18 protein-coding genes are annotated in these 18,049 nt (G+C 45.7%); 10 read left to right on the top strand and 8 right to left on the bottom strand.

Annotated features, from left to right (window positions below; all coding sequences use genetic code 11):
* Positions 1–60 precede the first annotated feature (60 nt).
* From HMPREF1705_RS05250 to HMPREF1705_RS05235, 4 genes are all read right to left on the bottom strand, one after another.
* Complete coding sequence (locus HMPREF1705_RS05250; RefSeq protein WP_242603535.1) at positions 61–588, bottom strand: Glu/Leu/Phe/Val dehydrogenase family protein; 528 nt, start codon at positions 586–588, stop codon at positions 61–63.
* Between the two features lie 244 nt (positions 589–832).
* Positions 833–1,723, bottom strand: a complete 891-nt coding sequence (locus HMPREF1705_RS05245) for a hypothetical protein (protein ID WP_057940746.1) — start codon at positions 1,721–1,723, stop codon at positions 833–835.
* A 195-nt stretch (positions 1,724–1,918) separates the two neighbouring features.
* Positions 1,919–3,223, bottom strand: coding sequence for a DUF362 domain-containing protein (locus tag HMPREF1705_RS05240; protein WP_057940745.1), 1,305 nt, complete (start codon positions 3,221–3,223; stop codon positions 1,919–1,921).
* A 108-nt stretch (positions 3,224–3,331) separates the two neighbouring features.
* The gene (locus HMPREF1705_RS05235) at positions 3,332–6,139 is read right to left on the bottom strand and encodes a UPF0182 family membrane protein (RefSeq protein WP_242603533.1); all 2,808 of its coding nucleotides are present in this window, start codon (positions 6,137–6,139) and stop codon (positions 3,332–3,334) included.
* Between the two features lie 131 nt (positions 6,140–6,270).
* On the opposite strand from HMPREF1705_RS05235, the gene HMPREF1705_RS05230 reads away from it, so the two are divergent.
* The 9 genes from HMPREF1705_RS05230 (at position 6,271) to HMPREF1705_RS05190 (ending at position 12,981) form a co-directional block, all read left to right on the top strand.
* Complete coding sequence (locus HMPREF1705_RS05230) at positions 6,271–7,143, top strand: M23 family metallopeptidase (RefSeq protein ID WP_071804889.1); 873 nt, start codon at positions 6,271–6,273, stop codon at positions 7,141–7,143.
* Between the two features lie 375 nt (positions 7,144–7,518).
* Positions 7,519–8,040: a Na+/H+ antiporter subunit E gene (locus tag HMPREF1705_RS05225; protein ID WP_057940743.1), complete on the top strand. Its 522-nt coding sequence runs from the start codon at positions 7,519–7,521 to the stop codon at positions 8,038–8,040.
* Positions 8,037–8,294 carry a monovalent cation/H+ antiporter complex subunit F gene (locus HMPREF1705_RS05220; RefSeq protein WP_009201874.1) on the top strand — a complete coding sequence of 86 codons (258 nt, stop codon included), beginning with the start codon at positions 8,037–8,039 and terminating at the stop codon, positions 8,292–8,294. Before HMPREF1705_RS05225 ends, HMPREF1705_RS05220 begins: the two co-directional genes overlap by 4 nt.
* Positions 8,291–8,650 carry a monovalent cation/H(+) antiporter subunit G gene (gene mnhG / locus HMPREF1705_RS05215; RefSeq protein ID WP_057940742.1) on the top strand — a complete coding sequence of 120 codons (360 nt, stop codon included), beginning with the start codon at positions 8,291–8,293 and terminating at the stop codon, positions 8,648–8,650. Before HMPREF1705_RS05220 ends, mnhG begins: the two co-directional genes overlap by 4 nt.
* Positions 8,647–8,907 carry a Na(+)/H(+) antiporter subunit B gene (locus HMPREF1705_RS05210; protein ID WP_057940741.1) on the top strand — a complete coding sequence of 87 codons (261 nt, stop codon included), beginning with the start codon at positions 8,647–8,649 and terminating at the stop codon, positions 8,905–8,907. The genes mnhG and HMPREF1705_RS05210 overlap by 4 nt, the downstream gene beginning before the upstream one ends.
* A gap of 5 nt (positions 8,908–8,912) precedes the next feature.
* Positions 8,913–9,662: a hydrogen gas-evolving membrane-bound hydrogenase subunit E gene (gene mbhE / locus HMPREF1705_RS05205; RefSeq protein WP_057940740.1), complete on the top strand. Its 750-nt coding sequence runs from the start codon at positions 8,913–8,915 to the stop codon at positions 9,660–9,662.
* Positions 9,659–10,000 carry a sodium:proton antiporter gene (locus HMPREF1705_RS05200; protein ID WP_057940739.1) on the top strand — a complete coding sequence of 114 codons (342 nt, stop codon included), beginning with the start codon at positions 9,659–9,661 and terminating at the stop codon, positions 9,998–10,000. Before mbhE ends, HMPREF1705_RS05200 begins: the two co-directional genes overlap by 4 nt.
* Before the next feature lie 8 nt (positions 10,001–10,008).
* A complete protein-coding gene (locus HMPREF1705_RS05195; protein ID WP_242603532.1) occupies positions 10,009–11,460 on the top strand; it encodes a complex I subunit 5 family protein in 1,452 nt (483 codons plus the stop codon).
* Between the two features lie 57 nt (positions 11,461–11,517).
* The gene (locus HMPREF1705_RS05190; RefSeq protein WP_242603601.1) at positions 11,518–12,981 is read left to right on the top strand and encodes a complex I subunit 5 family protein; all 1,464 of its coding nucleotides are present in this window, start codon (positions 11,518–11,520) and stop codon (positions 12,979–12,981) included.
* A gap of 152 nt (positions 12,982–13,133) precedes the next feature.
* Here HMPREF1705_RS05190 and dmpI read toward each other — a convergent pair whose 3' ends face one another.
* Complete coding sequence (gene dmpI, locus HMPREF1705_RS05185) at positions 13,134–13,391, bottom strand: 4-oxalocrotonate tautomerase DmpI (protein WP_057940736.1); 258 nt, start codon at positions 13,389–13,391, stop codon at positions 13,134–13,136.
* Positions 13,392–13,482: 91 nt separating this feature from the next.
* Here dmpI and HMPREF1705_RS05180 point away from each other — a divergent pair, with 91 nt between their 5' ends.
* Entirely contained in the window at positions 13,483–14,706 is a 1,224-nt protein-coding gene (locus HMPREF1705_RS05180; protein ID WP_057940735.1) for an MFS transporter, read from the top strand.
* A gap of 5 nt (positions 14,707–14,711) precedes the next feature.
* Here the strand turns inward: HMPREF1705_RS05180 and HMPREF1705_RS05175 are convergent, their stop codons facing one another.
* The 3 genes from HMPREF1705_RS05175 to HMPREF1705_RS05165 are packed head-to-tail and all read right to left on the bottom strand — an operon-like array spanning position 14,712 to position 18,001.
* Positions 14,712–15,893, bottom strand: coding sequence for a class I SAM-dependent rRNA methyltransferase (locus HMPREF1705_RS05175; RefSeq protein WP_057940734.1), 1,182 nt, complete (start codon positions 15,891–15,893; stop codon positions 14,712–14,714).
* A gap of 7 nt (positions 15,894–15,900) precedes the next feature.
* Positions 15,901–16,113, bottom strand: a complete 213-nt coding sequence (locus tag HMPREF1705_RS05170; protein WP_057941009.1) for a ubiquitin family protein — start codon at positions 16,111–16,113, stop codon at positions 15,901–15,903.
* A complete protein-coding gene (locus HMPREF1705_RS05165) occupies positions 16,091–18,001 on the bottom strand; it encodes an aldehyde ferredoxin oxidoreductase family protein (RefSeq protein ID WP_057940733.1) in 1,911 nt (636 codons plus the stop codon). The genes HMPREF1705_RS05170 and HMPREF1705_RS05165 overlap by 23 nt, the downstream gene beginning before the upstream one ends.
* Positions 18,002–18,049 lie beyond the last annotated feature (48 nt).

Genomic DNA, 18,049 nt, shown 5'->3' with positions numbered 1-18,049 from the left:
CAACTAAAAAGAGAGCAGGCAAGCCAACCTGCTCTCTTTTTAGTTAACTGTGCTTTAATGCTATTTTATATATGTGCTTTTTACCTTTGCCAATAAATTTATCCTATTTTCAGCCAGCCTGTCCGCTGCTTTGTACGTTGGTATGTTTTCCTTCTTTGCAATCTCTATTACCTCCAAAACAGCATCGTACAGGGCTTCGACTTTTCTTGTGGCTTTTTCCTTTATGTATCCGCCCGGCTCCAGCTCCGCAACGACGTTAATTACGCCTCCGGCGTTGATGATATAGTCCGGCACATAAAGAATGTCCTTTTGTTGCAAAATATCTCCGTGCCTTTCTTCCTTGAGCTGATTATTGGCAGAACCTGCTACTATTTTACATTTTAGTTTATTTATGGTGTCATCCTTGATGATTGCTCCAAGCGCACAAGGTGCAAATACGTCACAATCTGCACCGATTATCTCATCGGGTTTTACTGCCTTTGAGCCCAGTTCGTTCACCGCTCTTTTTACGTTTTCTTCGAAGATATCGGTCACGATAAGTTCCGCTCCAACTTTCTTCAGGAATTTTGCCAGGTTAAATCCCCACATAGTATTACATACAATAATATTGTATGTAATACTAAATATACTATGAAACGATAAACATGTCCAATCGGATTTTATTTTCTCAATTTAAAATGATTCTTTGTAAAGATATATTGTCGTACTTTTTGCTCAAATTGAGGCGATCGCAAAAAGGATATACACATAAAAAAACAAGACAGCATCCAACGAAAAAATGGATGCTGTCTTGTTTTTTGTTTGCCAAATTATATCGCTTTAAATTATCCGCCTAAAAGATCACCCATAAAACGAAGGTCATTATAAAAATAGCCGTCGCAGGAGGGTCTATATGGGTATCGCCGTGTATGAAAAAGGTACGAGAGGCAAATTCACCTAAAAAGGCTGATATTACGCCCATCAAGGCACCAATGAACAAAGAACCGCTGAAAATAGCCGCCAATGAAGCGATGATCGTCATATGATGCGTAACTGGAACGTTTATCCCAAAACAGAGGAACACCAAACTTGCAGCCGAGATGCCGAATCCTACAAAGGCTGCCGCAGGGAAGTATGCTTCATTTATTCCTATAACAGTAAGAGCATACCATGCTGTTACTAAGCTAACTCCCAGAGAAATTATAAAAAGTTGACCGAAATCCTGCTGGTGGGGCACCCACACGTCGTTTCCTCCCGGTGTAAATCGACCTCGGGCCTGTGCATCTTCGCTCAACGTACCAAATAGTCCTGTTTTTCCAAAGGTCAAACGCGCTATGGCGTTCGACAAAAACACCGTTAAAGCTATATTATCGGTGAAGCCAGCTGGGAAAATTGTATTGAAGACAGAAACCAAAAGATAACCTAAAATGCCGAAGAGGCCACCCACCAACAATGCCATGGGATCCTTGAACCCCGCCCCTCCGGAGACTATGTCCTTACCTGCTCCGTGTATGCCCTTTTTAGCGGCATAGGCAACAGCGGCAACACCCCCGCAAAAGGCGACGTGAGGGCCGAAGACAGGGCCAAAAGCTACATTAGAAATAAAGTCAAAGGAAGACCCCCCAAGCACAGCTGCTGCTCCAACCAAAACAGCAAAACCGGTGAACACGAAAGCAGGCAGCCCGCCTAAAGCCGCACCAAATATTCCACCACCGAAAGAAGCAAGAAGCGTAACAAAATTCACCTTTGTAACCTCCTCTCAAAATGTTGTACAAAACCGCAAGGAAACAACCAAAAAGCTCTATCCTGAGACATCACCTCCCAAGATAATTGCTTTAGTTTCCTATTTTATCTTCTCTATTCTCTCTTCAAAAATAGGAATTGTCGATGTGATACCAAAAACTCAATGGCTCAAGGCTGGCCTTGAGCCATTGAGTTTTTACGCCTTTCCTTTAGCTAAGGCCTGAAGATCGCTGTTTACCTTTGAGAAGACATAAACGGGAGCACAACCTGGGTATGTAAAGACTTTCTTTGCAAGCTTCATCGCTTCTTCGACCTTTTCCTTGGAAGGGAAGTATTTCCAGCAATCGCCAAGCACAAACAGATTTTTGCCTTCGGCGCACAAAGGATCAAAATCAGGCACTCCGCCCGCGATAAATACACACTCGCCCTTCTCCGCCACCATCTTCTCTACGTCTATACCCGTATTCTTGAAGGAATCTAAAGCACCGCGCAGATAAACATAACATCCGGGGCAGGTCTGTTGGATAAGAACCGTCAGACCTTTGTACACTCCCACAGGATTATCGTTGGCCCGCTTGAAGAACTTTCTGACGTTTTCAAGCTTTTCTCCCACCACTTCGATGGAGGCCAAATCACCCACTCCGAGTCCCTCTGTAGCAGCTATCCTAACGGCCGGAATTTCCCCTGGTTCAAAACCCATGATATACGAAGTGACTGTATCTACGGCCACCGTGTCCCTACCCGCTATTATCAAATTCATCTCGATCGGCGTTCCCGCATGCGGTCCCTGTCCCTCCATGCCTATAATACCGTCTACTATGGTCAGATCAGCTTTTCTGATTCGAAGCATATCGGCCAGCTTCTGGCCAAGGTCTATCCTGTGGGCACCCTGTTGCTGTCCGCTTGGGTGCCTGTTAGGAACGATGCCGTTCCAATTTTTTATGCCTAAAGTAACGGTCCCTCCAATATGGACTTTCATCTTGGGTAAGTTAATGACGACATCTGCATCCAGGACAGGTCTAAAGACTTCGGCTTTTTTAAATACCTTTCCTTCCGGGATTTCCACGACAACAGTGGATTCTTCATCGAAGTAGATAACCTTATCCGCCCCACCGCGAATCGCTGCCTCTTCCATACCCGATTCCTTGAAGGCTGGTTTTGCCTTGCCAACGTGAAGCCCTAAAGAGGGATTATCGCCTACCCAAACTTCAGCAGCTTTGGACTCCTCTTTAAGGAAAGCCACTACTGCTTCCACCGTTCTGGGATCTACTACGGCAAAACTTTCAGGAGGTGCTTGAAATGCCAAATTGGGCTTAACCAATACCCTATCCCCTGGCTTAACTATGGCATCGATGCTTCCCAGGGACAGCTCCACGGCTTTCTTGACCGCCGCCTTTATCGCTGCTACGTCTTCATCGTATCTCACAAATTTGCCGGCCATAAATTCCCCGTTTCCCTTTATTCCGTTTGCCTTAACGACAGATACCTTTACTTTTCCCATTTATATCTCCCCTCCTCAACTTGTATATCCATAGCTTCCCCTATCAACCCTTTGGATAATGATATCACATTTCTGGAACAACACGCTACATTAATTTTCCAAGAAAACTCAATCAATTAAATTATATTCATCTCCGATCTCCTCTTCATGTAAGGGTCTCGTCAAATCGTCCAGGTGCTGCAAGTAGCCTTCCAGGCGCTTTAAAGCTTCTCCGTACCCTGCCCAATCGCCCCTTTGCAATGCTTCTTCTGCTTCATTGTATGTTTCCCTAGCCCTCCTTACTAATTCCCCGAGGGTACCGCCTTCAGGCAAGTCCTCAGATTTGTACAAAGGAGATTCTGCCGCTTTGGTTTCCCTTTCGTCCACAATTCCAAATAAATCGCTAATTACGTCATCGAAGCGCTCTCCCCAAACTACGCGGCCACCGGCCGCAAGGATTATCCTCTTAAGTTCGGGAAGATCGCTGTTTTCTGCCCTTAAGTAGAGAGGTTGCACGTACAAAATTGCATCGTCCAAAGGGATCACCAGCAATCTTCCAAATATTACGTCCGAGCCTCTCTGTCCCCACAAGGAAACCTGTGCCGATATCTCGGGATGTTGATTTATCAATGCCTCTATCTGCTGGGGGCCGTAAATCAGTTTCTGCTTCGGGAACACATAGGCCACCAGCTGACCGTAAGCATCTCCATCGCAACGCCCCGCTAACCAGGCAATCATATTGTTTTTTCCTGTGGGGAGATAGGGCGTGACCAAAACATATTCAGCCCTCTCCTCTTCTCTCAGCTTCGTGACGATATAATAGGGCGATGCCAGCGATCCTCCGTGCGTGGGGAAGGACCAGACGTCTTCTCTGTTGTAAAAGGTGTTTGGGTCCGTCATGTGATACACGGCAAATATTTGAGCCTGCACTTGAAAAAGGTCCATGGGATAACGTCGATGGAGGATCAACTCGGAAGGCATCTCTTCCAGGGGCTTAAACAGATCGGGAAATATCTTATTCCAACTGAGGATCAAAGGGTCCTCAGGATCGGAAATGTAAAACTCAACGTTACCGTCATAGGCATCAACCAGAACTTTTACGCTGTTTCTGATGTAGTTAAAACGCATCTTTCCGGCTTTGGTCGATAGAAGTGTTGGCTGCGAATAGGGATATCTGTCGGTTATGGTGTAAGCGTCCATCACCCATACAAGCCTTCCGCCCATCACTGTAAGGTAGGGATCTTGATCGAAAAGCAAAAAGGGCGCGATGCGCTTAGCCCTTTCGAGTATATTCCTGTAATACATGATCCTGCTCTCCGACGTGATTACGTCGGTAAAAAGAATTTGAGTATCGCCAAAGCGAACGGAAAATGCCAACCTGCGTAATAAAGAATTAACGGGAACTCCTCCGCTGCCTTCATAGGTGGAGCGGACGTTCTCGTCTCCAGCGGGGTAGTCGAACTCTTGAACCGTCGTTTTTACCAGAACATAATAATCGGTCATTTCTCCGTAATATATTTGAGGATATTCAATGGAAAGGGGAATGGTCGTCCTGGGAGGCAAATCTTGAACGTAAAACACGGGCAAACCCGTCGGAGTCACCTCATTGACAGGATTCATTACTATACCATAACCATGGGTAAACTCGAGATGCATATTCACCCATGTCGGGTTTTGAAGCTGCCGAACGTCCAATTCCCTTGCGGCGAGCATCACCTGCCTGGGCACTTCGCCTTGTAAATAATAGCGATCTATGTCGATGTCGGGGAATTCGTAATAGGTCCTAATTTCCTGAAGTTGCTTGTAGCTTCTAAGCAGGGGGCCGTAATCCCACAACCTTATGTTCTCTATGGTTTCGATGTTTTTATTAAAATCTTCCACCGTCACTCCGTCTTTGGGAGTGATATGGCGCACTACTACATCGTCTAACCCGTATGCGCGTTGCGTGGCCAGGATGTTATGTCTTATGTAAGGGCTTTCCCGCTGAAATTCGTTGGGCTCTACTACATATCTTTGAATTACCCCTGGATATATGCCCCGCAAACCAATTGTTCCAACGATCCATACTCCAATCAAGACTGCTATGAACTTCCAGCTTTTGCGTCTGGCAGCTATGGGGAGAAAAAGCCCGATGACGGCGACGGCTGTGGCAAGGACGTTTAAGGCCAACAGACGAGCATGCAAGTCCGTATATCCCGCTCCGTAGACAACGCCCTGGGGAGAAAAGAGAAGTTCGTAACGGTCAAGCCAATACCCCAACGACAATAAAAGCATTAAAATGCCGGCCAAAATTCCCAATTGCAACCGCTCTCGCGCCGAAAGGGGGATTTGTCTGTAGGACTCCATGTCAACTCTTCCCTGAGCTCTGGCGATAAAGAAGATGAAAGCCGTACCTATCAACGAAATCAAAAAGACTTTAAACAAAAGACTTTGTGCATACCTATAAAAGGGGTATTGAAATATATAAAATCCAATATCCTTATTGAAAATTGCATCTTTTGTGTCAAAGGGCATTCGATTCAAAAACCTCAAGACCATCGCCCACTGATCCTTTGCCCCGAAGGCCAAAGCAATAGCAACAACTAGGGCAAAGGCGTTGATCAACATCTTTACCCGAGGCAGGTTCAAGGGGGAATCGAAAAAGACCACAGCTTCCAAGGCCGTCTTCCTTGCCCGCATTAAGCTAAATCTGATGATACCCAGGGAAAATATGAAAACGAATCCAAAAAGCAGCCATTGAGGCCAGAACTTTTTCCAAAAAACAGCAGCGTAATCGAGGGCATCGTACCAGATAAAATCCGTATAGAATCGAACAAAGGGAACAAAACCTAAGATAACGGCCAAAATAACGATGGGCAGAACGACTCCGCAGCCCATGTTAAGGGATGGCCCGCCCGGCCAGCGGCTTCCAGTTCTGTCTTCATTACGATAATTCATCATTTTACCTCCAATTATCTTTATTGGTTTCTCAATCAGCGTTACATAACGGTTTTTTGATATCTTTTACAAGTATGTTACCATTTCCCTTGCACATATGGCGACATTAATTTTTTTGGGGGGTCGATATTTTGAATAATATTTTGAATAAAAAGATAAAAAATATATTATACAGTACTTTTATAACGATTTTAGTCTTATCTACGCTGGCGGAAGCCGCAGAACTTAAATGCACCTATGCGACGCGCCTGGGGGAACCCTTCTTAATGCGTCTCGTCTCGCCCTACCCTTTAACCGACGTCACTGTTCGTTGGCTTGACAAAGAAGGTCCATTAAATGTCACCTTTTCGGAAGACAAATATGAAGCGAGTATGCTTTTGGGAACAGATGTAAAGGATACAGGTCCCGGCGTTCACGAACTGATAGTGAGATATCACGAAAGAGGTAAATTTTGGACTCTGCGGCATGATGTAAAGGTGGAGCCAAAATCTTATCAGACCCAGGAACTGAAGGTACCGCAAGCTATGGCAACGCCTCCCAAAGAAGCCCTGGAAAGGATAGAAAAGGAATCGAAATTGGTAAGAGATATCATCAACGTTGTCAGTCTCAGACGACATTGGGAATTGCCGTTACAACGTCCCGTTAATGGGATCGTTACATCACCCTACGGATTTAAAAGAATTTACAACGGCACCCCAGGAAATCCCCACCGGGGAATCGACTTCAGGGCAGCCGTCGGAACGCCTGTAAAATGCGCCGCAGACGGAGTTGTATCCCTTACAGGAGATCATTACTTCGGCGGAAAGAGCGTGTACGTCGACCATGGGAACGGAGTCATTTCCTGCTATATGCATTTATCCGAGATCTCCGTAAAGGAAGGCCAATTTGTACAAAAAGGAGAAGTTATTGCTCTTTCCGGACAGACCGGAAGGGCGACGGGCCCACACTTGCACTTTGGGCTTTATCTTTTAGGAAATGCCGTCGATCCGGCGTCACTTTTTTGAATGCCATTAGCTTAAATGCGCCTTATGTTATTTGTTAGATCATTTTAGACCATTTTTCAGGAACCTTTTATTCGTCGACGCAAAGCCGGTGCATTATTTGAAATATAGCCCAAAAGGGGTTGACTTCAAAAATTAGGACATGATAAGATCGTACCTGCTCGTTTAATGTCCTATAGCAACAAAGGTTAATTAATTGATTTTTTGCTACCTAATTTTAGTAGGCTTAAAATAGCGGCGGCAATTGCAAAAGGATATTCAAAGGGATTGTCTGTGATCCACCTTATCAACAATTTCTCATAGCCTGTAATATTTTTGTATTGTCAATCGTATGCTCCTGCAACTCCTTTAAATTCTAGATAGAAAAGGAGCTGTAATATGGAGACCTATCGTAAAAAATCTATTTTGCTCTTCATGGTTCTTTTTTTATTCTGGATTCTTTTTACATGGAAGTTAGAACTTCCTGCTCTGGTTGTTGGGTTGGCCTTGAGCTTTGTCGTTACCCGAATTTCACACCTGTCCTTTTTCCCCACTGTACACGAGTTGTATCGCCACAAAGAACCGCCTCTGCACTTTCGCTTTAGGGAAGCAATTACCTTTTTTCCCTTATATGTCTTAAATATTCTCCTGGCTACCGCTCAGGTCGCCCTCTTAGCTTTAAAACCGCATATTGAGTTAAAACCTGGCGTCGTCAAACTTGAAACCTCAATTAGAAACAAAACAACTTTGGTCATCTTGGCAAACCAGATCACTTTAACACCTGGCACTTTGACTGTCGACATTGATTTAGCGCATCACAATTTATTCGTCCATTCCATAAATCTTCGCACCTTAGATGCGGACGCGGTGCGCAAAGAAGTCAAAGAGCTCGAGGAACGACTAAGGAGGATGATGGAATGATAAGACTGGCCCTCTGGGGATTGATGATCGCTTCTCTCATGGGATTCTGGCGCGTCATAATAGGACCGACGGTTCCAGACAGAATAGTAGCTGCCGATGCTCTTACGATTATTTTAACAACAGTCCTGGCTTTACTTGCCATAGATTTCGGAAATGGAATTTTTTTGGACATTGCCCTGGCCTTTTCCATTTTAGCCTTCGCAGATGTCCTTATAATGGCTAAGTATTTTGAGCACGGAGAACTTCACCGATGAATATTGATATCACTTCGGCAATTGCATGCGCTTTTATGGTGGTTGGAGTATTCTTCGCCATGACATCCGCTCTGGGAATGATAAGATTCCCCGACGTTTACACCAGAATTCACGCCGGAACCAAGGCGCTAACGGGAGGAGCATTAATGACATTGGTCGGAGCAGCTATTTACTATCCTGCATGGCAAGTCAAGGCGAAAATTCTGCTCATAGCTCTCTTTTTTCTGATCACGAATCCCATTTCCTCCCACGCTATTGCCAGAGCCTGCTATTTGCACGGAATAAAGCCTACGGTCTCCTATAAAGACGACTATGGAGAAAATTTAAACAACAACGGCGAGGAGACCGAGCGGTGAGTGCCCCCCTTTACTCCTTTATCTGCTTTTTTTTGATTTTGACCGCTTTGGTGGCATCCGAGATAAAAGACATCTTAAGTGCTGTGATAAGTCTTTCTGTTTTTAGCGTATTATTGGCAATAGCCTTTGTTGCGCTTCAAGCCCCCGATGTTGCGCTTACACAGGCTGTCATTAGCTCCGGATTGATCACGTCTCTTTTTTTGGTTGCCTACAGCCAAACACAAAAAGAAGGCAGACGAGAAAATGACGAGGAGTAGCAGTTATGTCTAAGTCCTGTTTTTTAAGAATTGTGACTTTCTTGCTTTGCCTTGCACTAGGATGGCAGTTCTGGAAGGGCATACTAGCCCTTGAACCGACCCAAATCATAATAGGCCCTGCGGCACATTACATCGAAAGCGCCGCCGAAGAAACGGGCGCAACAAACATAGTTGCCGCCATACTCTTCGATTACAGAGCCTTAGACACCTTAGGCGAAGCGTCGGTAATTTACACGTCGGTTTGCGGCATCGCGATGTTATTTGCCAAAAGCAAATTCAAAATCTCTTCTACGGGATTGTCCTTCATCGTGAAAAAGGGAGTAAGCTTTATAATTCCTTTTCTGCTATTGTATGCCGCAGGGATAGTGCTCATGGGACACATATCTCCCGGCGGAGGCTTTCAGGGTGGAGCAGTTTTTGCTACCGCTACAATCCTTTTCTGTATTGTTTACGGCTCTGGCTTTGAAGCAGTCATGATCAAGCCCAAGACAAAAGAACTGATAGAATCGTCGGGAGCTCTCATGTTTGTTCTCATTGGATTCGTAGGGCTTTGGACAGGAGCGGGCTTTCTCTCTAATATCGCCGCTGGCTACCCAAAGGGGGAGGTAGGCAGATTTCTAAGTGGCGGATCCATACCGCTGCTAAATATCGCGATAGGCATGAAAGTAAGCGCGGGGCTGTCCACTATCTTTTACAGCATGATAAAGCTCTTGGAATTCGAGGTCACCAAGATTCCGGGGGTGAAGAATAAATGACTATAATTATGTTAAGCCACGGCACTGCTATAATTTTATTCTGCATTGGTTTATATACAATAATATCCAAAAGAAATCTCTTTAAAACGGTCATAGGTCTTTCCCTTATGGAATCCTCTGTTTTACTGCTGATAGTAGCCGCTGGCTTCGTGGAGGGGGGGCGTCCTCCCATTTTGCCAATAGAAGGTATTGCCGCAAACCCCCTCCCCCATGCTTTTACCTTGACAGCAATCGTAATAGGGGCAAGCGATTTGGCTTTGGCCCTTGCCTTCGTAATAAAGCTACATCAACGTTACAAAACGGTGGACTTGGATAAAATAAGGGGTCTTCGAGGATGATTTCACTATTGAGTGTACTCATCCCCCTCACTTGGGCTTTTTTAATCCCTTTGATCCATATTTTCAAAAAAACTTGGCTAAAAAGGGCTATATTATTATTTGGCATAGCTGTCTTTTTCGTCACAATCTCTGCAGCCATATCGGGATGGAAGCAATCCGCCCTTTCCTCTCTTGGGGGTTGGCCTGCAGAGCTGGGTATTGTCTTCATTGTAGATAAACTATCAGCTGCCTTTCTCTTTCTTTCGGCCATAGGAGGAGGAGCGGCATTTTTAGCTTCCTACGGACACTTAAAGGAGGGACCGTGGAGATATTACGTTATTTTTTTCCTGCTTCAGGCTTCAATGAATGGCGTCTTGGTAACGGGAGACATATTTAATCTATACGTTTTTTATGAAGTTTTTTCGCTGGCGGCATACCTACTCGTTGCCTTTACCCTATCGTGGCAAGCTATAGAAGCAGGATTTAAGTATCTAGTACTCGGCACGATTGGCGCTTTTTTTATTTTGCTGGGTATCGCCTATATTTTCATGGCCACCGGATCGCTAAATATGGCAGTACTTTCTCTTACATTACCCCGCATACCGAATGAAGCTTTGACAGTTATTGCAGCCTCTTTGCTAATAGGCCTTTTTATTAAAATTGGAGCTTTTCCTGCGCATTTCTGGTTGCCAGATGCCCACTCTTCCGCCCAAACGGCCGTAAGTGCCCTCCTTTCGGGAGTCGTGGTGAAGGTATCGATATATACCCTTCTCAGACTGTCTCTACTACTCTTCCTCGATACAAAACCAGCTGTCTTTACAGTTATCACCGTCGTAGGAACATTATCCGTATTGGGCGGTCATTTAATGGCATTGAGGCAAGAAGACATAAAAAGATTATTGGCTTATTCCACGGTTGCACAGATAGGTTACGTGCTTATAGGGGTTGGAACGGGATTGGCTGCTGGCATTTCTGCAGCTTTTTTCCATGCGATCAACCACATGTTTATGAAAGTGGGGCTTTTCATTGCGGCCGGACATATTGCCGAAGACATGAAAACCCGCAACATCTACGATCTTCGAGGTCTTTACCATCATCGCCGGTGGTTCGTCATCGTCTTTTCCCTCTTAACTGCTGCAATAGTAGGCATTCCTCCTCTTAACGGATTTATGAGCAAATGGTACCTGATGCTCGCTGCGACAAAAGCAGGAAATGTAATTCCAGCGTTGGCCATAGCCTTTGGAACAGTAATTTCGGCTTTTTACTACATGCGTGTTTTATCGTTTTTTTACTCATCAGGAGATCCGCCGCCACGACAAACAAACCCTTACTGGAACCTTGTTATAGCAGGAGCTTGTTCCCTGTGTTGCGTTTTTTTGGGAATCGTTCCCCTCGTTCCGTCTCTTTGGAAGTTGTTTTCGGATATCGGCCTCAATGCAGTCGATACGGCAGAATACATATCTACGATATTGTCAAAATGAGGCTTGCTTCATGTTTAGCTTCGATTTTTTTAGGCTGGTGATGACACAGTGGCGACAATGGAAATATTAAAGTTTTCTTTCGTCTTCGATAAACTTTCCCTGTCTATGGCTATGTTGGCCCTTTTTATGTCAATTGCAATTTCCATATTCTCTCTGGATTACGTAGAAAAGAAACAAGGCAAAGAACGTAGGTTTTTCGTCCTCTCCCCCTGGATGTTTTGTGTCTTTTCCTGTATGGCCCTCTTCTCGGGAGACTGGTTTTTCTTTGGGGTATTTCTCGAAATGTCCTCAATAATGCTATTTTTCATGATCCTGCCCTTAAATTTTCGTACAGCCCTTTACTATTTGCTGACTCAACTTTCCGGATCTCTTCTTATCTTTGTCGGTGCGGCCATCATGATAACCGAAAGAGGAAGCGCTGTCATGGGCCCTGTTCCTCCTAACCTCCTTTGGCTGTTCCTTTCGGGATTGGGCATTAAAACCGCCCTTTTGGGGCTTCACTTTTGGCTTCCGAAAGTTCATAGCGAAGCTCCCACACCTACTAGTGCCCTCCTATCGGGTTTTTCCGTCAAATTAGGAATATATGGCCTTATCAGACTGGCCTCTCTTCCTGCGACAGACGTGCTCATGGTTCTCGGTCCATCAATGGCTTTATACGGCATCATCCAAGCAATAACCCAACACGACGCTAAACGGTTGCTGGCCTATCATACAATAAGTCAATTGGGTTACATCGTCTCGGCAATAGGAGTTGGGACGGCTCTTGGTATCGTTGCTGGAGTATATCACACAGTAGCTCATGCTCTCTTTAAGGGCCTATTGTTTTTGTGCATAGGTTCAATTGAAAAAGCTTACGGTACGAGAGATCTTAACCTTTGGGGTCATGGCACTGCGAGAGCTTTTCCCGTTACTTTCGCATTTTTTTTGATAGGAGCTTTAGCAATATCGGGCTTTCCCGGCATGAGCGGTTTTGCTAGCAAAGCCATGATCAAAGCATCGTTAAAAGAAATTTCATTTTATCCAGTAGTTTGGATCCTTCAAGCAGCAAATGTCGGAACAGTATTGTCTTTCTGCAAGTTGGGCTATTACGGATTCTTCTTTAAAGGAGATGTTGTTCGAAAAGATCCACATTATAACCCTATTTTGTCCTGCAAAAAGAGAATATTTCAAAATACGGGAATGGCACTTTTAGCTTTTATGACGATCTTCTTGGGAATATGCCCCCAACTTCTTCCAAACTTTATGGGAATGAATTTTGGAAATTTCTTCGAGACCGAAGCTCTACTCTCGGCCATAATCCCAATCTTCACCGGCGGCATATTATTTATCGTCTTTAAAAAAACCCTTACCCCCGGAAAACACGAAATTTATGATCTGGATTTTCTGTTAATCAAACTTTACGGCATCCTGATCCTCTGCCCGACTATAGTGGCTAAAATTCATACAGGCAAACTACGTCAATATACAATCCATGTCATCATCGCTGCTTTGGTGATATTCTTTTTTCTGGCAAGAACATAAAATAACTTGCATAAACATGGCGACCAAGGATGCCAATCAATAACCCCCGCAAGCTTTCCCCTTCCTCAGAGGGATCTACGCGGGGGTTATTGATTGCTTAATCCTGCTGTTTTAATTATTTATCCCCAGGCAATGGATAGATCTCAAATAACCTAAGCTTCTGTTTTCTTCCTTCGACAGCCCCCACGCTTTGGCTTTTCCGCAGGGGCTTCCTCGGAACAATCTTGTTTTCTGTCGGCCAAAAGCATCCCGCCAACTCCTACGTTTTCCTGGGGATTTTCGGAGACCAGCACCACAAAGGCTTCCTTAGGTATATCCATGATCTTGCTCGCCGCCTCTGTAAGGTCTTTAACCAATTCTCTTTTCTTTTCTAGGCTCAAAGCCGGACCACTGACAGTAATTACAGGCATATTCGGCACCTCCTCTGGACTAAACTACCTATTTTGGTATATTACATTTAAATAATAACACATTTAATTTTAATAAAAAGGGGATGCTCTTTTGAAAACCGGTGATTTAAAAGCTAATGCCCATAAAGGACTTGCCATTCTCACCATGGGTCATTTTATAAACGATATACATGCCGCCTTTTTGGTTACGTTCACCCCAATCTTGATGATGAAGCTGGGGCTGTCGATAACACAGGCCAGCATGTTGACTTTTCTGTCGGGTATAATAAACTCCTTTTTGCAGCCTCTCTTGGGCTACGCTTCAGACCAAACATCGCGTCCGCTGATGATCCTGGTAGGCCCGATACTTGCTGCATTGGGAGCTTCGCTTATACCTTCGTCTCCCAGCTACGCGCTGGCCTTTTTCTTCGTAGGATTGTGGGCCATAGGAAGCGCTACCTTTCATCCTCAAGGTCAGGGATCGGTAGGACACGTATCATCCTCGCGAAATCTGTCCTTTTCCTTTTCCATTTTTTCGATGGGAGGAATATTGGCGAGCGCCTTGAGCCCCCTTTACGGTGCCTATCTTTACCAAAGGTTGGGAGAGGCCTTCATGCCCATAGCGACCTCCCTTCCGGTCTTGCTTTATGCAGTATTGGTCTTTAAGTTTTTCCCCTCCATCCCCAGCAAGGAGACAAGTCGCAGATCGGACAACACAAAGGGCTTAAAGTTCATATTACATTCTATAAAAATAACCTTCGCGCCCCTATGCGTCGCCGTAATAAGGGATACATCGATTCAGGGCATTCAATTTTTCATGCCCATAGCCATAGCCATCAAAGGAGGTACCATCGGGGATGTGGGGAAGGTACTCTTCATTATAATGATAGCAAGATCGATATCGCCTTTAATAGGAGGATACATCGCCGACCGCACCAGCAAAAGCAGGATAATCTTCTTATGCATGGCTCTGGGGGGAGCTTTACTCATCCCTGCCGCACTGCTAAAAGGCGTCATATCGATTTTGCTTTTCACCTTGGGAGCCGCCTTAATCGAGGCCACGACTCCCATAACGGGCGCCATCTCTCAAGAATGGATGCCCGAGTCGAGGGCAATGGCAAGCTCTATAGTCATGGGTTTTGCATGGGGATTGGGAAGCCTATTGATTCCGCCTTTGGGGATTATAGGCGACCTCCTTGGCATCACCTGGGCGTTGGCTGTCATCGGTGCCTTGCCCATCCTGAGCTTGTATTTTGTCGCCGTAATAAGAAAAAAGGAAAAGGCCGCTGTCTCAGCAAAATTACAGGGAGACGGCCAAGGCACTTTGCCCGAATAAAATCATCAAGAAACTTCGAGAAGAAGACATTTGAGGTACAGCGACTCGTCAAAGCCCATAAGCACCGGATGATCCGGCGGTTGACCCTCCCTGGCAACAACGCGAAGTGTTTTGCCGGCGTCCTTCGCCGCCTCAAATATAACCCCTTCAAAGAGATCCCACGATATATGGTGAGAGCAGGAGCAGGTCAGAAGAAAACCGCCTTCTTTGATTATTTTCATGGCTCGCAAGTTGATCTCTTTATATCCCCTGAGAGCCCCCTCAACAGCCTTTTTGTTTTTGGCAAAGGCCGGCGGGTCTAAAACGATTACGTCGTACCTTTGACCCTTTGGCTCTAACTCCCTTAGGCGGTCGAAAACGTTTGCCACATCGTATCGGCAAACAGCGTCAAATCCGTTCAGGCCGGCATTGCGCCTTGCCGTCGCTACAGCATCCTCCGATACGTCTACGCCAAAGACAGTTTTCGCGCCAAACCTGGCAGCGTTGAGGCCAAAACCCCCAGTATAACAGAAGGCATCCAGCACATCGGCCCCCTTTGATATATCCTTCAATAGGACCCTGTTTCGACGTTGATCCAAAAAATGTCCCGTTTTTTGGCCTCCGGCGATATTTACGCAAAACTTTACGCCATTCTCTTCGATTATCACTTCATCGGGCACTTCACCGAAGAGAAGGCAATCCTCTTGAGACAATCCCTCGATCGCTCTAACGGGCACGTCGTTTTTGTGGTATATACCTTTTACGGGAAAGAGGTCGGTTAATACCCTTACGATGATTTCCTTGAACCTATCCATCCCGAGCGTCAGGGTCTGCAAGACTATATAATCGCCAAATTTGTCAATAATTACACCGGGCAGAAAGTCCGCTTCACTAAAGACCATCCTGTAGGCATCAAGCTCGGCAATTCCGGTCTTGCTCCTGAAGTTCAGAGCAGATTTGAGCCTTTTGCGCCAAAACCTTTCGTCTATCCTTTCTTGTTTTCTGGTCAGGATTCGTGCAACAATGTACGAAGAGGGATTGGCATACCCTATACCTAAGAATTTCCCCCGCCAATCCTTGATCTCGACTAAATCGCCCGGAGTAAAGTCGCCCCTGATCCTGTTTATCGCATTTTTGTAAATCCATGGGTGCCCTTCATGGATGCTTTGTTCAAACCCCTTCTTAACGTATAGAGAATTAAGAGCCATAATACATTTAACCCCCTCCCAAGGGAGGAAAGATCCGCACTTCATCTTCCGGATTCACCAGATCATCCAGGGAGATGTACTTCGAGCGACAGATTGCAAATCCCACTTCTTCCCTTGAAATATTTACTTTATTGAGTATATATCCCAACGTCACGGCCCGATCCAGCTCTACAATATGCTCCGTCAATCGATCGCCGCTAAATACTATAACCTTGGCCATCGTCTTCCGCTATCCAGTCGAGCCCCAATTCCGACAATTTTCCTCTGGTAGGAATGCCCCTTTCGTCCCAATTCATCATTGCGTAATATATTTGCAGCGCCTCCTGAAATTCCTCCTCAGAAAGCGAATTCCCGGAAAGAGGACCTTTTTCGAGGGGAGAAAACAACCTTTCCGGCAAGGTATCTTCTTTGACATCGAAACCCTCACGGGCATTGAACATCCTGGCGAGCACCAAAGCTCTCTCCCCGACTTTCATCAGCTCAAATGCGCTCGTTTGCCATCCGGTGAAGGCGCACATGGCATCTACGACATCTTTTATGGGCATAGAGCTTCTAGGCACCGGCACGAAATCACATATACCTGCAGCGTTAAAAAAGCTCCACCACATGGAAAGGTAGGCAAAAGTCCGCACTTTTAAGTTTGAGAAGACGGTAGGACTTTCGGGCTCCAAAATACCCAGAGGCATTATTTCTTTGAAACCATATTGGTCCTTTGAAGCAACCATAGTATCATGGGCAGCAACCATATGGTCTGCCCCCCTTTCGGAAGCAGCGTAAGCTAAGGCTAATGAATATTTCCCCCTTGGCTCATGCATCGGTAACTCCTGACCCTTTGCCGTCAAGACAAACTTTTCCGAACCCTTTCCTATGATTTCGGAGGCCCTTTTGCTGCCCTCGGCGAGAACGTCGCCAAAGCCTTCTCTTTTTGCTATCTTTTCTATCATGGCCAGGAGGACCTCGCCGTTGCCAAAGGTCAGCTCTATTCCGTCGGTATCGTCTCCGGTCAAAATATTTGCCTCGAAGCATTCCATGGCAAAGGCTATGGTCATCCCGGTGCTGATGGTGTCCAAGGTGTATTCGTTGCACATCTGATTTGCTTTAGCTATAACTTCTATGTCATCGACTAAACAGAGCGATCCAAAAGAAGCAAGTGTCTCGTACTCAGGGCCGCCGAATCGTGGCTCTACTCCATAACGATCCGATTTAACGGCTCTTTTACACCTCACGGGACAGGCATAGCAGCCTTCCCTGGCCACTAATATCTTCTCATTCATAGCCTTCGCAGAAATTGCCTCGGCCCTGTCGAATTCACCGTAACGAAAATTTTTGGTCGGCAAAATCCCGGCCGCATTATTTCCCAAAACGGAAGCCGCTGTTCCGCTTTCGTACAACCCCCTGGTCAGAGGATTCTCCATTACCGTAGAGCCGAATTTCTTGGATATTTCCGACATAAGCTTATGGTCCGCTATGGGAATCTGCTTTTTACCTCGGACAGCGATAGCTTTGAGGTTTTTGGAACCCATCACGGCTCCAAGTCCGTTTCTGCCGTTAAAATGTTTTAATTCATTAGTTATGCAGGCATACCTTACTAGGTTTTCTCCGCCGGGCCCTATCTGGGCAACTCTAATGGCGAGGTCTTTGTGTCTATCTCTTATCGCATCCTGAACTTCGCCGGTCTTTTTCCCCCATAGATCTCCGGCATCGCATATGCTCACATCTCCGTCGTTTATATAAAGATAAACCGGTTTACAGGCTTTGCCCCTTATGACAATCCCGTCAAAGCCGGCACGCTTTAGCTCAGGCCCCCAAAAACCTCCGGCCTCAGACTGTCCGAAGGCATTTGTCAAAGGCGACTTGGCGCCCACAGCAAAGCGACACATCCCCCCTAAAGGTGCGCCCGTTAAAGCTCCGGGGGCAAAGACCAAAACGTTGTCCGGCCCCAGAGGATCAATGCCTGGCTTCATCATCTTAAGTAAATAGTAGCCTATTAAACCCGAACCTCCCATGTAGGTCCTGTAAAACTCGTCGCTAACATTCTCCACTTCGATCCTTTCCGCAGATAAGTCGACGTGTAAAACCCTTCTGTTGTATCCGAAAGCCAATTTCATTCCCCCTCAAATTAATCGCAATAATCTTTAAATTGCCTATATTTTTAA

This window comes from Acetomicrobium hydrogeniformans ATCC BAA-1850, from assembly GCF_000160455.2.
GTDB classification, from domain to species: Bacteria; Synergistota; Synergistia; order Synergistales; family Acetomicrobiaceae; genus Acetomicrobium; species Acetomicrobium thermoterrenum.
This window is presented reverse-complemented; position numbering and strand designations above follow the sequence as displayed.

Excerpts from the sequence above, each read along its gene's own strand:
- HMPREF1705_RS05250 (WP_242603535.1), bottom strand. The coding sequence starts at position 588 with ATGTGGGGATTTAACCTGGCAAAATTCCTGAAGAAAGTTGGAGCGGAA.
- HMPREF1705_RS05240 (WP_057940745.1), bottom strand. The coding sequence starts at position 3,223 with ATGGGAAAAGTAAAGGTATCTGTCGTTAAGGCAAACGGAATAAAGGGA.
- HMPREF1705_RS05235 (WP_242603533.1), bottom strand. The coding sequence starts at position 6,139 with ATGAATTATCGTAATGAAGACAGAACTGGAAGCCGCTGGCCGGGCGGG.
- HMPREF1705_RS05225 (WP_057940743.1), top strand. The coding sequence starts at position 7,519 with ATGGAGACCTATCGTAAAAAATCTATTTTGCTCTTCATGGTTCTTTTT.
- HMPREF1705_RS05220 (WP_009201874.1), top strand. The coding sequence starts at position 8,037 with ATGATAAGACTGGCCCTCTGGGGATTGATGATCGCTTCTCTCATGGGA.
- mnhG (WP_057940742.1), top strand. The coding sequence starts at position 8,291 with ATGAATATTGATATCACTTCGGCAATTGCATGCGCTTTTATGGTGGTT.
- mbhE (WP_057940740.1), top strand. The coding sequence starts at position 8,913 with ATGTCTAAGTCCTGTTTTTTAAGAATTGTGACTTTCTTGCTTTGCCTT.
- HMPREF1705_RS05200 (WP_057940739.1), top strand. The coding sequence starts at position 9,659 with ATGACTATAATTATGTTAAGCCACGGCACTGCTATAATTTTATTCTGC.
- HMPREF1705_RS05190 (WP_242603601.1), top strand. The coding sequence starts at position 11,518 with ATGGAAATATTAAAGTTTTCTTTCGTCTTCGATAAACTTTCCCTGTCT.
- dmpI (WP_057940736.1), bottom strand. The coding sequence starts at position 13,391 with ATGCCTGTAATTACTGTCAGTGGTCCGGCTTTGAGCCTAGAAAAGAAA.
- HMPREF1705_RS05175 (WP_057940734.1), bottom strand. The coding sequence starts at position 15,893 with ATGGCTCTTAATTCTCTATACGTTAAGAAGGGGTTTGAACAAAGCATC.
- HMPREF1705_RS05170 (WP_057941009.1), bottom strand. The coding sequence starts at position 16,113 with ATGGCCAAGGTTATAGTATTTAGCGGCGATCGATTGACGGAGCATATT.
- HMPREF1705_RS05165 (WP_057940733.1), bottom strand. The coding sequence starts at position 18,001 with ATGAAATTGGCTTTCGGATACAACAGAAGGGTTTTACACGTCGACTTA.